This is a genomic window from Janthinobacterium sp. SUN206, from assembly GCF_030587305.1.
Lineage (GTDB): Bacteria > Pseudomonadota > Gammaproteobacteria > Burkholderiales > Burkholderiaceae_D > Janthinobacterium > Janthinobacterium kumbetense.
Genome location: NZ_JAPWIB010000001.1, coordinates 2,129,410 through 2,142,528, shown reverse-complemented (window position 1 = coordinate 2,142,528; position 13,119 = coordinate 2,129,410). Strand labels below are relative to the sequence as shown.

General features: G+C 61.2%; 10 protein-coding genes and 1 tRNA gene. 8 read left to right on the top strand and 3 right to left on the bottom strand.

What is annotated here, in order from left to right:
* Positions 1–2 precede the first annotated feature (2 nt).
* Together O3300_RS09685 and O3300_RS09680 are read right to left on the bottom strand one after the other, a co-directional pair.
* Positions 3–1,547, bottom strand: coding sequence for an ATP-binding protein (locus O3300_RS09685; protein ID WP_305052797.1), 1,545 nt, complete (start codon positions 1,545–1,547; stop codon positions 3–5).
* Positions 1,548–1,555: 8 nt separating this feature from the next.
* Positions 1,556–3,067, bottom strand: a complete 1,512-nt coding sequence (locus tag O3300_RS09680; protein WP_305052796.1) for an ATPase domain-containing protein — start codon at positions 3,065–3,067, stop codon at positions 1,556–1,558.
* A 424-nt stretch (positions 3,068–3,491) separates the two neighbouring features.
* Between O3300_RS09680 and O3300_RS09675 the strand changes: the two genes are divergently transcribed.
* The 6 genes from O3300_RS09675 to O3300_RS09650 all read left to right on the top strand — a co-directional run bounded on the left by O3300_RS09675 (position 3,492) and on the right by O3300_RS09650 (position 11,106).
* Positions 3,492–4,700 (top strand): efflux RND transporter periplasmic adaptor subunit, encoded by a 1,209-nt coding sequence (locus tag O3300_RS09675; protein WP_099667035.1) that lies wholly within the window; start codon positions 3,492–3,494, stop codon positions 4,698–4,700.
* A gap of 15 nt (positions 4,701–4,715) precedes the next feature.
* Positions 4,716–7,880 carry an efflux RND transporter permease subunit gene (locus O3300_RS09670; RefSeq protein ID WP_289916605.1) on the top strand — a complete coding sequence of 1,055 codons (3,165 nt, stop codon included), beginning with the start codon at positions 4,716–4,718 and terminating at the stop codon, positions 7,878–7,880.
* 1 nt (position 7,881) lies between these two features.
* Positions 7,882–9,330: an AdeC/AdeK/OprM family multidrug efflux complex outer membrane factor gene (adeC, locus tag O3300_RS09665; protein WP_251350465.1), complete on the top strand. Its 1,449-nt coding sequence runs from the start codon at positions 7,882–7,884 to the stop codon at positions 9,328–9,330.
* 62 nt (positions 9,331–9,392) lie between these two features.
* Positions 9,393–10,007 carry a TetR/AcrR family transcriptional regulator gene (locus O3300_RS09660; protein WP_099667038.1) on the top strand — a complete coding sequence of 205 codons (615 nt, stop codon included), beginning with the start codon at positions 9,393–9,395 and terminating at the stop codon, positions 10,005–10,007.
* 102 nt (positions 10,008–10,109) lie between these two features.
* Positions 10,110–10,186 (top strand) — tRNA-Pro (locus tag O3300_RS09655).
* A 257-nt stretch (positions 10,187–10,443) separates the two neighbouring features.
* Positions 10,444–11,106: a hypothetical protein gene (locus tag O3300_RS09650; protein ID WP_305052795.1), complete on the top strand. Its 663-nt coding sequence runs from the start codon at positions 10,444–10,446 to the stop codon at positions 11,104–11,106.
* Positions 11,107–11,197: 91 nt separating this feature from the next.
* Here O3300_RS09650 and O3300_RS09645 read toward each other — a convergent pair whose 3' ends face one another.
* A complete protein-coding gene (locus O3300_RS09645) occupies positions 11,198–11,824 on the bottom strand; it encodes a tyrosine-type recombinase/integrase (protein ID WP_305052794.1) in 627 nt (208 codons plus the stop codon).
* Positions 11,825–12,120: 296 nt separating this feature from the next.
* Between O3300_RS09645 and O3300_RS09640 the strand changes: the two genes are divergently transcribed.
* Both O3300_RS09640 and O3300_RS09635 read left to right on the top strand, forming a co-directional pair.
* Positions 12,121–12,633 carry a penicillin-insensitive murein endopeptidase gene (locus tag O3300_RS09640; protein WP_305052793.1) on the top strand — a complete coding sequence of 171 codons (513 nt, stop codon included), beginning with the start codon at positions 12,121–12,123 and terminating at the stop codon, positions 12,631–12,633.
* Positions 12,630–13,010, top strand: a complete 381-nt coding sequence (locus O3300_RS09635) for a hypothetical protein (protein WP_305052792.1) — start codon at positions 12,630–12,632, stop codon at positions 13,008–13,010. Before O3300_RS09640 ends, O3300_RS09635 begins: the two co-directional genes overlap by 4 nt.
* Positions 13,011–13,119: the final 109 nt, after the last annotated feature.

The window sequence follows — 13,119 nt, the reverse complement described above, 5'->3', positions numbered from 1 at the left end:
CGCTATTTTGTCCGCGTAGCTGCTCCCGTCCGCCGCGCCAGGCGCTGTTCCAGCAGGGCGGCGATGGCGGCGAAGTCCACCGGTTTCGTCAGGTGATGGTCGAAACCGGCTTGTTCCGTGCGTGAGCGCGCCTCTCCCCAGCCCGTCAGGGCGATCAGCAGCACTTCGCGCCCCTGCGCACGCTGGCGTATCTGGCGCGCCGCCTCATAACCATCCATGTCCGGCATGCCCAGGTCCATCACGACCAGTTGCGGCCATGCCATGTCGACGGCCGCCAGGGCTTGCGCGCCGCCATACGCGACACTGGCGGCATAGCCCTCGAGCTGGAACAGGCTTTGCAAGGCATCGGCCGCATCGAGGTTGTCGTCCACCACCAGCACTTGCACGGGTTGGCCAGCGCCGCTGGGTGTCTCGCTGCCGGCCGCCGCCGGCGTGGCCGGGGCGGCTGCCTGGGCGTCGCCGGCGCTGGCCGGCAAGGTGACGATGAAGCGGCTGCCGCGGCCGGGGCCGTCGCTGTACGCTTCGATGTTGCCGCCATGCATCTCGGTAAATTGGCGCGCCAGGCTCAGGCCGATGCCCAGGCCGCTGGCCATCTGGCCTTCCACCGTGCGCCCCTGTTCGAACATGGAAAAGATGCGCGGGATGGCGTCCGGCTCGATGCCGATGCCATTGTCTTCGACCGTCACCTGCAGCAAGCCTTGCGCCAGGCGCGCCGTCATGTGGATGTGGCCGCCTTCCGGCGTGAACTTCACGGCATTCGACACGATATTGGCAAAGATCTGCACCACCCTGGCATAGTCGGCGTGCAAGGTCACGGCATGCGGCGGCAGCGCTTGCGTGATGCTGATGTGCCGGCTGTCGGCTGCGGGCTGGCACAGTTCGATCACATGGTCGAGTACTTGCTGTAAATCAATGTTTTCTCGCTGCAGCAGTACCTTGCCGCTGGTGATGCGCGCCACGTTGAGCAAGTCATCCACCAGCCGCGTCAGGTGCGTTACCTGGCGCTCGATCACGCCGCTGACCTTGCTGACCTGCTCCGATGCGGGATACAGGTGCTTGAGCAGGGCCACCGAGGTCTTGATGGGCGCCAGCGGATTGCGCAGTTCATGCCCGAGGCTGGCAAGGAATTCGTCCTTGCGCCGCTGCGTCTCGCGCACCTGGTACTGGCGCTGGCGTGCGCGCAGCATGGCGTGGGCCGAGGTGATCAGGGTCAATATGTGTACGGGGCGTTCCAGCAGGGTCAGGTTGCCCAGGGTGGCGACGGCTTGCCGCAAAGGCAGGGAATCGAGGCCCGCGTGCGTCAGCAGGATGATGGGCAAATCGGACCAGTCCGGTTGTTGGCGGGCGTAGGCGTCAAGCACGGCGTACACGCCGGCAGGCAAGGATTCGTCCACCGTCAGCACGCCGCCGGCGCCCAGCGCCAGTTGCTCGGCCAGTTCGCCGGCGGAGCGGCAGGCGTGGCTGGCGATGGCCTCGCCGGCGAGCACCCTGGCGGCCAGGGCGGCGTCCTGGCCGCCAGGCGCGTAGATCAGGATACGCTGCTCCATGGCAACTCCTAGGGGAAGGGCGTGCCGCCGATGGTGGGCAAGCCCGACAGGATGCCGTGAAAGCCGGCCAGGGCCGGGCCGATGCGGATGCCCTGCGGGCTGATTTCGAAGCGGCGGATGCTGCGCTCGTGCGCGCTGCCGCGCTTCTTGAAGACGGAAATGGCTTGCCGCACCTCGCCTTCCGTTTCGTAATAGCGCAGCATGATGACGCCGTCGGCCAGATAGCTGGCGTCGGCCGAGGTCGTCATCGAGGTGCCCAGCATGTTTTGCTGCACGCCGACGAGCAGGGTGGCCACGCCCCGCTGGCCCAGGTAATTGAGCAGTTCATGCAGATAGGTGCTCTGGAAGCGCTCGTCGGGCACGGCATGCATGTAGCCGTTCAGGCTATCGATGACGATGACCTGGGCGCCCCGTTCTGCCGCGTCGACCACGGCCTGGGCGAATTCTCCCGGTGTCAGCTCGGCCGGATCGACTTGCTGCACACTCAACAGGCCGGAATCGAGCGCCGCCTGCAGGCGCATGCCCACGCTGTCGGTCCGGTTCAGCAGCTTGCTGCGGGCTTCCTCGAACAGGAACATGGCGCACGGTTCGCCGCGCGTTATGGCCGCGTGCACGAATTGCGCCGCCAGGGTGGACTTGCCGCTGCCGGCCGGGCCGGAAATGAGCGTGCTCATGCCTTCTTCCAGGCCGCCCCCGGTCATGGTGTCGAGTTCGGGCACGCCGCTCGACAGGCGCCGATGGTCGCCATCGCGGCGCGTGTCGGCCGCCACCAGGCGCGGAAAGACGACCAGGCCGTCATGGGCGATCTTGTAGTCGTGCGTGCCGCTGCGAAACGGCACGCCCCGGTATTTCACCACCCGCACGCGGCGCCGGTCATTGCCGTAAGCCTGGTTTTGCAGCTCCAGCGAAATCACGCAATGGGCCACGCTACGCACTTGCAAGCCGTCGTCCAGCGCGGAACGGTCATCGATCAGCAGGGTGGTGCAGTGCCGGCTGGCCAGGTATTGTTTCAACGCCACGACCTGGCGCCGGTAGCGCAGGGGGTTTTCCGCCAGCAGTTGCAGTTCGGACAGCGAATCGAGCACGAGGCGGGCAGGGCGGTGCTTTTCGATGGCGGCGAGGATGCGCTGGTTGGTCGAGGCCAGTTCGATTTCCGACGGGTGGAAGATGGTGTACTGGCGCTCGGGGTCGAGGATATCGTCGCCGGGCGCCACTTCTTCGATGGCGATGCCGGCCAGGTCCCAGCCATGCGACAGGGCCGCGCCGCGCAGCTCGATCTCGGATTCCGCCAGGGCGATATACAGCACGGGCACGCCGCTGCGCGCACCCTCGGCCAGAAATTGCAGCGCCAGGGTGGTCTTGCCCGTGCCGGGGACGCCTTCGACCAGGTACAGGCGCTCGGCCAGCAAGCCCCCCGTGAGGATGGTGTCGAGGCCGGCGACCCCCGTCGACAGCAGTGGCGGCGCGTCCGGGCCGCTCGCGCCATCGTGCTGCCCTGTGTTTCGCGCCTGTGCCGTCATCGTTGCGCCCCCGCTTTGCCACGCCGTGATCACTATACTAGCGCGTCCGGCGCGGCATGTCTTTTCGATACCATTGGTAAATATTCATCGTGGCCGGCGGGGGGCGCGCAAGGCAGTGTTGCGTACGCGACCACGGCTTCAGCAAAAAACGCATTACCCTGCTACAGTAATCATTCAATCCAACTTTCCCGCTTTGCCGTTTTGCCGCCGCCGGCCCGCTTCCCGTTCGAATTGGCGGGCGTGCCGACGCTGTTGCTGCCTTCATTTCATTGCCTCATTGATAATTTAATTCGCTTGATAGTTACTATGTTTCAATTGTAACGATGCTTGACGATTTTAGAATGATCGTTCATTCTTTGATCTGCGTTAATAAATTTAGTCATTTCTAACGACACTAGCCAGCTTCTTTTTCAGAAAGTCCAAGATGCAACCAACATTTTCCTTGACGTCGCCGCGTACGAGCGGCGCTATTGCCGTTCTGTGCGCCACTGTAATCATGGCCGGCTGCAGTAAAAAACAGGAAGCACCTCACGCGCAGCAAGCGCCACAGGTGGTCGTGTTTACTGTTAATCCGGCCGCGTTGCCGATGAGCGCCGAATTGCCCGGCCGTACGAATGCCTACCAGGTCGCCGATGTGCGCCCGCAAGTCGGCGGCTTGATCCAGAAGCGCCTGTTCGTCGAAGGCAGCGATGTGAAAGCGGGCACGGCCCTTTATCAGATCGATCCCGCCACCTACCAGGCTGCCTATAATTCGGCCAAGGCCGCGCTGTCGAAAGCCAAGGCCAACCTGCTGACGGCCGGTCCGAAAGCGTCCCGCTACAAGGAACTGGTCGCCATCGAAGGCGTGAGCCGCCAGGAATACGACGATGCCGTCGCTGCGTTCGAGCAAGCCAAGGCAGACGTCGAGTCCGCCACCGCGGCGCTGGAAACGGCGAACATCAACCTGAAATACAGCACCGTGACGGCGCCGATCAGCGGCCGCACCAGCCGCTCGACCGTGACGGCCGGCGCGCTGGTCACGGCGGGTCAGGCCGACGCGCTGACCACCGTGCAGCAACTCGATCCCATCTATGTCGACGTGACTCAGTCGAGCACGGATCTGCTGCGCCTGAAGCGCCAGATGGCCGACGGCTCGCTGAAAAAAGTGGGCGAAGGCCAGGCCAAGGTCGACCTGATCTTGCCGGATGGCAGCAAGTACAGCGAACCGGGCAAGCTGCAGTTCGCTGGCGTGACGGTCGATCCGACCACCGGCAACGTGATCTTGCGCGCGCTGTTCCCGAACCCGAAAGGCGAATTGCTGCCAGGCATGTACGTACGTGCCCAGCTGGAAACGGGCGTCGATGAAAAAGCCATCACCGTGCCGCAAGTGGGCGTGACGCGCAACCAGAAGGGCCAGGCAACCGCCTTGATCCTGAACAAGGAAAACAAGGTCGAGCAACGCGTGCTGACCACCAGCGGTACCGTCGGCACCAACTGGCTGGTGACGTCCGGCTTGGCCGCAGGCGATCGCGTGATCGTGGAGGGCTTGCAAAAAGTCAAGCCAGGCGCACCAGCCGTTGCCGTACCGGCCAAGGCCGCTGATGCGCCTGCCGCTGCCGCCTCTGCCGCAGCATCGGCTGCCAGCGCCCACTAATTCAGGAGAATATTAATGGCCCGTTTTTTCATTGACCGCCCGATTTTTGCCTGGGTGGTCGCGATCGTCATCATGCTTGCCGGCGTGATTTCGATCCTCAGCCTGCCGATCGCGCAGTACCCGAGCATCGCTCCGCCGTCGATTTCGATCAGCGGCTCCTATCCTGGCGCCTCCGCCAAGACCGTGGAAGACGCCGTTACCCAGGTCATCGAACAAAAGATGAAGGGTATCGACGGCTTGCGCTACATGGCCTCGTCGAGCGATGCCACTGGCGGCATCAGCATCACGCTGACGTTTACCAGCGGCACCAATCCCGACATCGCCCAGGTGCAGGTACAGAACAAGCTGCAGCTGGCTACGCCACTGCTGCCGACGGCTGTCACGCAGCAAGGCTTGGTCGTGTCGAAAGCCACGAAGAACTTCCTGATGGTGTTCGGCTTCATTTCCGAAAACGGCAAGATGGACCAGACCGACTTGAGCGACTATGTGGCCGCCAACGTCGTCGATCCGCTGAGCCGCGTGCCCGGCGTGGGCGACGTGACACTGTTCGGTTCGCAGTACGCCATGCGTATCTGGCTCAATCCGGCCAAGCTGCAAAGCTTTAACCTGACCCCGGCGGACGTGATCACGGCCGTGCAGGCGCAGAATGCGGAAGTGTCGGCCGGTGAGCTGGGCGGCACGCCGTCCATCAAGGGCCAGCAGCTGAACGCGACCGTGTCGGCGCAAAGCCGTCTGCAAACGGTGGAGCAGTTCGGCGCCATCCTGCTGAAAACCACGACCAACGGTGCCATGGTGTACCTGAAGGACGTGGCCAGCATGGAACTGGGCCGCGAGAACTACAATACCGTGGCCCGCTACAACGGCCATGCGGCAACGGGCGTGGCGATCAAGCTGGCGACGGGCGCCAACGCGCTCGATACGGCCAATGCGGCGAAAGCCATGCTGGGCAACCTGAGCAAGCAATTCCCTGAAGGCATGAGCTATCAGGTGGCGTTCGACACGACCCCGTTCGTGAAACTGTCCATCGAAGAAGTGGTCAAAACCCTGGTCGAAGCGGTCATCCTGGTGTTTCTGGTGATGTATCTGTTCCTGCAGAACTTCCGCGCCACCCTGATCCCGACCATGGCCGTGCCGGTCGTGCTGCTGGGTACCTTCGGTATCCTGAACGCGTTTGGCTATTCGATCAATACGCTGACCATGTTCGCCATGGTGCTGGCCATCGGTTTGCTGGTCGACGATGCCATCGTGGTGGTGGAAAACGTCGAGCGCGTGATGAGCGAAGAGGGCTTGTCGCCGCTGGAAGCGACGCGCAAGTCCATGACGCAGATCACGGGCGCGCTGGTCGGTATCGCCATGGTGCTGTCGGCCGTGTTCGTGCCGATGGCCTTCTTCGGCGGTTCGACGGGCGTGATTTACCGCCAGTTCTCGATCACGATCGTCTCGTCGATGGTGCTGTCCGTCGTCGTCGCGCTGGTGTTTACGCCAGCCTTGTGCGCCACCTTGCTCAAGCCGGTCGAAAAAGGCCATCACGCGACGAACAAGGGCTTCTTCGGCTGGTTCAACCGCAGCTTCGATAGCAGCAGCAACAAGTACCAGGGCCTGGTCGGCAGCATGATCCGCCACCGCGCCCGTTCGATGCTGTTGTATGTGCTGTTGCTGGCCGGCCTGGTGTTCATCTTCATGCGCCTGCCGACCTCGTTCCTGCCGGAAGAAGACCAGGGCATCCTGTTTACGCAGATTCAATTGCCGACGGGCGCCACGCAAGAGCGCACCCTGAAAGTGATCGAACAGGTCGAAGACCACTTCATGAACAGCGAGAAAGACAACGTCGCTTCCGTGTTTGCCGTCGCCGGTTTCAGCTTCGGCGGTAACGGCCAGAATACGGGTATCGCCTTCGTGCGCCTGAAAGACTGGTCGCTGCGCAAGGACGTGGCGCAAAAAGCGCCGGCCGTGGCCGGTCGCGCCATGGGCAAGTTGTTGCAGATCAAGGATGCGATGGTGTTTACGTTTGCACCGCCTGCCGTGCTGGAGCTGGGTAACGCCACCGGTTTCGACATGCAGCTGCAGGATATCGGCGGTGTCGGCCATGACGCCCTGATGGCGGCGCGTAACCAGTTGCTGGGCATGGCGTCGCAGAATCCGGCCATGGTGGGCGTGCGCCCGAACGGCCAGGAAGATACGCCGCAGTACAAGATCGACATCGACCAGCAGAAAGCTACCGCGCTGGGCCTGCAGATATCGGAAATCAACCGCGTGCTGAGCGTCGGCTGGGGTAGTTCATATGTGAACGACTTCCTCGACCGTGGCCGCGTGAAGAAAGTGTTCATCCAGGGTGACGCCAGTTCGCGCATGCTGCCGGAAGACTTGAACAAGTGGTTCGTGCGCAATACCGCTGGCCAGATGGTGCCGTTCTCGGCCTTCGCTACCGGCAAGTGGATTTACGCGTCGCCACGCCTGGAACGCTACAACGGCTTGCCGTCGGTAGAGATCCTGGGTACGCCGGCGCCGGGCCAAAGCACGGGCGCCGCCATGAACGCGATGGAAGAGATGGTCGCCAAGTTGCCGCCTGGCATCGGCTTCAGCTGGACCGGCGTGTCGCTGGAAGAGCGCGAATCCGGTTCGCAGACGCCGCAGCTGTACGCGCTGTCGCTGCTGATCGTCTTCCTGTGCCTGGCCGCGCTGTATGAGAGCTGGTCGATTCCGTTCTCCGTGCTGCTGGTGGTACCGCTGGGCGTGATCGGCGCCGTGCTCGGTACGTGGATGTTCGGCCTGTCGAACGACGTGTACTTCCAGGTGGGCTTGCTCACGGTGGTGGGCCTGTCGGCGAAGAATGCGATTCTGATCGTTGAATTCGCCAAGGAAATGCAGGAATCGGGCATGTCGCTGCTGGACGCGACCTTGCACGCGGTGCGTCTGCGCCTGCGTCCGATCCTGATGACCTCGATCGCCTTCGGCCTGGGCGTGTTGCCGCTGGCTATATCCAGCGGCGCCGGTTCCGGCAGCCAGAACGCCATCGGTATCGGCGTGCTGGGCGGTATGTTGACGGCCACGTTCCTCGGTATCTTCTTCGTGCCGGTGTTCTTCGTGCTGGTGCGCGGCTTCTTCTCGAAGCCGGACGCGCCCGCCACGCCGGCGACGCCTGGCTCGCCAGCCGTCACGCTTTCTAAGGATGCGCATTAATATGAAAAAAACGCTACTCTCCATGGCGGCACTGGCCTTGCTGGCCGGTTGCAGCCTGGCCCCGACGTATGAGCGTCCGGCAGCGCCGGCGCCCACGGCGTGGCCGACGGGCCCTTCCTACAAGGCCGACACGGCCGCCGCCGACGCCAAGCCGGTGGCGGACGTCGCCTGGCGCGAGTTCTTTGCCGATGCGCGCCTGCGCCAGGTACTGGAACTGGCGCTGGCCAACAACCGCGACCTGCGCGTCTCGATCCTCAACATCGAGAAGGCGCGCGCCACCTACGGCATCGAACGCGCCGCGCTGATCCCGACCCTGTCGGCGTCCGGCGGCCAGACGGCCAGCCGCGTGCCGAAGAACGCCAGCGCCAACGGCGAAGCGTCCATCAACCGCCAGTACACGGCGAACCTGGGCGTGTCGGCTTACGAGCTGGACTTCTTCGGCCGCGTGCGCAGCCTGTCCGACAGTGCGCTGGAGCAATACCTGGGCACGGAAGAAGCCCGCCGCGCACAGCAGATCAGCCTGGTGGCCGAAGTGGCCAGCACCTATCTGAACCTGGTGGCCGACCAGCAGCGCCTGCGCGTGGCGCAGGACACCCTGAAGAGCCAGCAGTCGTCGTATGACCTGGCCGTGCGCCGCTTCAGTGCCGGTGCGACTTCCGGCCTGGACAAGTACGATGCCCAGACCAGCGTCGAGTCGGCCCGTTCCGACGTGGCCGTTTACACGAGCCAGGTTGCGCTGGATCAAAACGCGCTCGTCCTGCTGGTGGGCGGCCCCGTGCCGGCCGACCTGCTGCCGCAAGGCGAGTTCGGTGCCGTGACGGCCCTGGCGGACATTCCGTCCGGCGTGCCGTCGGACGTGCTGCAACGCCGTCCCGACGTGCTGGCGGCCGAGCGCACCTTGCGCGCTGCCAACGCCAACATCGGCGCGGCGCGCGCGGCGTTCTTCCCGCGCATTTCGCTGACGGCCACGGCCGGCTCGCTGAGCGACAACCTGTCGGGCCTGTTCAAGGCGGGCAGCGGCACGTGGAGTTTCATTCCGCAGATCAGTTTGCCGATCTTCGATGGCGGCGTGAACCGCGCCAACCTCGATATCGCCAAGGTGCAGCGTGAAATTTCCGTGGCGCAATACGAAAAGGCGATCCAGGTCGCCTTCCGCGAAGTGTCCGATGCGCTGGCCCAGCGCGGCACCATCGACGAGCGCCTGCAATCGCAGGTTTCGCTGGTCGAGGCGTCGACGAAGAGCTACACCATCCACGACGCGCGCTACAAGCAGGGCGCCGAGTCCTACCTGAACGCCCTGGTGGCCCAGCGCGCGCTGTACACGGCGCAGCAAAGCCTGATCACGGCGCGTCTGGCCAAATCGACCAACCTGGTGACCTTGTACAAGGTGCTGGGCGGCGGTTGGCAGCCTGAGCAGACAGCCGTCGCGGCGGCTGGCGGCGTCCAATAATCACGGGGACGCCGACGCCGGCCTTGCCCGCAAGGGCAGGGCCGGCGCGCTACTGGAAAATCATGAACCAAGTTGAAAAGAAGCATCCGGATCCCGAGCGCGCCAACACGCGGCGCAAGCAGGTGCTCGATGCGGCCGAAAGCTGTTTCAGCCGCCGCGGCTTCCACGGCGCCAGCATGGCCGAGATCTCGAAAGCGGCCGGCATGAGCGCGGGCCATATCTATAATTATTTTGACAGCAAGGATGCGATCATCGCCGCCTTCGTCATGCAGAATACGGAGCGGGTGTCGAACCTGATGCAGGACCTGGCGCAGCGCGAAGACCCGCTGCAGGCCGTGATCGACAATGCGGGCGAGCATGTGCTCGAAGCGCTGGACCCGAAAACGTGGATGATGCCGCTGGAAATTTTCGCCGAAGCATCGCGCAATCCGGCGATCGCCGACATGCTGCAATGCTCGGACCAGCGCTCGCGCCAGTTGTTTCTCTCCATCATCCGCGATGCGCGCATCAAGCGCGGCTTGCCGGCCGATGAAGAGATGCTGGAAGGCCGCCTGAATGCCCTCGTCGCCATTTACCAGGGCTTGCCCGTGCGCTTCATTCACAATCCGGACGTGAAAGTCGAGCCGCTGATCGCAGGCTTCCGCATCGTCCTGACGGCGCTGCTGCTGAACGAATAGGCCGCTTGCCAGGGCCATGCAAAAAAGTTTGCGCAGTTCGATATGAATCATGCGCAAAGCATGGCAAAAACCTAAAAGCCTCTGCTATAATTCCCACCTCGTCGGGGCGTAGCGCAGCCTGGTAGCGTACATGCATGGGGTGCATGGGGTCGGAAGTTCGAATCTTCTCGCCCCGACCATTAGATTCAAGGAGTTACAGCGCAAGCTGTATAGAAACCCAGTACTGTATATTATACGTTTGTATAATATCGGTGCTGGGTTTTTCCGTTTACATAGCGTATGATTTTCATTGCTGCATGCAGATGGCCCTATCAGTATGCAGGCATTAGTGAAATCGTTTTAGGTGAGGGTTGTTGGTAACACATAAAGATTGTTTTGGCATAAAAATGTGGGCTACTCACTTAAATTTTTTATATCGCGCCATAAGGATTTAGATATGCAAGACCCGATCATCGAACTCAACCAGATTTTGCATTTATACGACGCTGTAAATATGCGCGTTATGGATTCCCGAGATTTTGAGAAATACTTGGGGAAAATTTACTCAAACGTGCGTCTCTTTCAGGCACCGCAAAATCATAGCCGTACTACCGCTAAGGCCACTGAGATTATTAATGTCACCAGTCAGCTTCTTGAGAGAGTTGTTATACATCATCAAGCTAAATCCCGGAGTGCGACGTTAGATGCTGTGAAAGTTTACGATGGCATAGTTTCTGCGCTCGAGCAAATTCTGATGATTGATTTGAATATGCGCGAACAAGACTACGATGCTGCGCGAAAGGAGAGTCAAGCCCTGAATGCGCTTCTGGCCTGCGGCATTCTGCCACCTGGTCATCATGAGGGGCGATTTTCGTCGCGATTTGAGGACGAAGAGGAGACTGAAGCTCGTCGCGTTAAGGCACTTGAGTACGCGCAGGACAATATTGAAGAATTCGCGCGTTTCGTTTTCCACGTCGCTAACAACGACGTGTATGTCCGTGATAAGTTTCTGAACTTGAATAGTTATGACAGCTTGGCCCTTTTCGAAAGGGTAAAATCTCTAAGGGCTGGGATCATAATGGTAGAGGGGCTACCTTCGCTTGCAGATGCCCCTTGCTAAGGATATGTTCTAAGCTTCGACCTTCCAGTCTTGGGAGAAGACAGCCATTCAGCATTCGCTGAGAATGGCTTAAACTTGCGAAGGTCGGGCGTTATTCAATCCATGGCAATGCCATTGGAATCTCGGAAACATCCGCAATCACTTCCTTGATGTAGATATCCGTTGTCTTGCCTGACGTGTGCACCAAGCGCTTTTGAATGTCGGCCCGGCCCTCTCCCCGCCGTGCCGCATCGGTGGCCGCCAAGGCCCTGATATCGCGGAATACCCCGTCATTCTGCGTGCCAATGCGCTCCTTTGCGCGATCCCACATCGAACCAGGGCCTGAGCGGGTGTAGGCGCCGCCTTTTTGCGTCGGAAACACGAACTGGCTGATCAGCCCATACTTGATTTTCAATCCACGGGCGCGGGCGATCACTTCGGCAATTTCGGGAGTGGCGATAATATCGACAGCCTTCCCGCTGGTTTTTTGTGTCTTGCTTGGCTTGATCCTGATCCGTCCATCCTCGATCTGAGATTCGTTCAGCATGCGGATATCGATGCCGCGCGCCCAAAGCAGGTAGGACATATCGATGATGCAGGCGAACATGGGGCCGCTGGCTGTCGGGATGCTCAAGCCCGTGCCCTTGCGTTCCTTGCTCATCATGCCGGCTTCGCGTATCGCCTGCACTTGCGCATGCGTGGCCAGAACCTCGCGTCGTTCGGCCCTGTAGTTGAACATGTCGAGTTGCTCGATAGGTAGTCCAGGCGCAGGCCCGGTTCAGCGACGATGAACTTGAACAGTTTAAGCATTCACAGTCCTCCGAGTCGATTCCCAGACACCATGCAGGACTGCCCTTGCGTTCTTTTATTGATGCAGAATTGATATATCCCAAGTTCTTGAACCAATAAGCCGGCAACAATCGCATTTCCTGGCCACATCTTGTCGCAGGCATGACGCGAGGTCCACGTCGTCAGCGCCGCTATTCATAATGTCCTGCGTATTTCGATGTGTATCGTCGCTTAACGGGAGTCGGTATGCTGGAGCTTCAACCGAAAGATATGCGCGGTTACTTTATGCTGCCCCAGGCGCCTGAAGGGGCTGGCTATTACGTTTATGGAAATGTGGGCGGCCGGCTCAATACCGGCCACCTTGCCCAGTATGCCCACCCCAACCTGATGACTCTTATTCTGTGCATTGAACGTGAGTGGCAAGCTATTGACGAGCGCAAGTTTGGCATCGGTAATATCAGTGTCGCTGGCGGCGCCGAATATGATGGCCATGCCACGCACCAGAAGGGGCTTGAAATGGATATTCGGCCGGTCCGGAACGATAAACTGACAGGGCAGGGAGCGCGCTTGACGCGGTTTGATCCTGCCTATGATCGTGATGCAACAATCCGCTTGATCCGGTTATTCGCGCGGCACATGATGGTCCGCGTCATTTACTTTAATGACACGGAAGTGCAAAAGGTGATCGGGGGCGGACGAGTTCGGTCGGCGATGCGGCATGACGATCACTTTCATGTCGAGATCAGGAGGTATGCGTGAATTGCCGCAGAGCGGGGATTCTTTCAGCATGCGCGCTGATTTCGTTGGCACAGTCCGCCGAGATAGACCTGAAAATGGCGGAAGCCAAGGCTCTCAGCGGCCGCTACCAGGTGTACGGCGGCAGTCTTGCCGAGATGCTGCCGCCGACACCAAACGACCGCCATGTCTCATTCCGGTTCAAGGGGCAGGCTGCCCGCGACCTGTTCAATGGTATCGGGCCTGACGTGCGGCGTGAGCTTGCCTGTAGCGGCGACCCTGATTTCCGCGAGCGGCGCAGGGGGCATCTTCTTTGCGTCCACAACAAGGACAACGGTTACGCGTGCCTGCTTGGGCTCGATCTGCGTACTGGCAAAAGTGAGGCTGGCGGAATTTGCTAGTCGCGTTGGCAATCCAGTGAGTTGACTGGCTTGCCAACGGCAGGCGAACATCGCTGCAAGCTGCAGCGACATGGCTGCTCCGCTAGCCAGTCCGCGTTTTCGCCATTCT

What these genes read in the sequence shown, in the direction of transcription:
- O3300_RS09685 (WP_305052797.1), bottom strand. Translation starts at nt 1,547, where the DNA reads ATGGAGCAGCGTATCCTGATCTACGCGCCTGGCGGCCAGGACGCCGCC.
- O3300_RS09680 (WP_305052796.1), bottom strand. Translation starts at nt 3,067, where the DNA reads ATGACGGCACAGGCGCGAAACACAGGGCAGCACGATGGCGCGAGCGGC.
- O3300_RS09675 (WP_099667035.1), top strand. Translation starts at nt 3,492, where the DNA reads ATGCAACCAACATTTTCCTTGACGTCGCCGCGTACGAGCGGCGCTATT.
- O3300_RS09670 (WP_289916605.1), top strand. Translation starts at nt 4,716, where the DNA reads ATGGCCCGTTTTTTCATTGACCGCCCGATTTTTGCCTGGGTGGTCGCG.
- adeC (WP_251350465.1), top strand. Translation starts at nt 7,882, where the DNA reads ATGAAAAAAACGCTACTCTCCATGGCGGCACTGGCCTTGCTGGCCGGT.
- O3300_RS09660 (WP_099667038.1), top strand. Translation starts at nt 9,393, where the DNA reads ATGAACCAAGTTGAAAAGAAGCATCCGGATCCCGAGCGCGCCAACACG.
- O3300_RS09650 (WP_305052795.1), top strand. Translation starts at nt 10,444, where the DNA reads ATGCAAGACCCGATCATCGAACTCAACCAGATTTTGCATTTATACGAC.
- O3300_RS09645 (WP_305052794.1), bottom strand. Translation starts at nt 11,824, where the DNA reads ATGTTCAACTACAGGGCCGAACGACGCGAGGTTCTGGCCACGCATGCG.
- O3300_RS09640 (WP_305052793.1), top strand. Translation starts at nt 12,121, where the DNA reads ATGCTGGAGCTTCAACCGAAAGATATGCGCGGTTACTTTATGCTGCCC.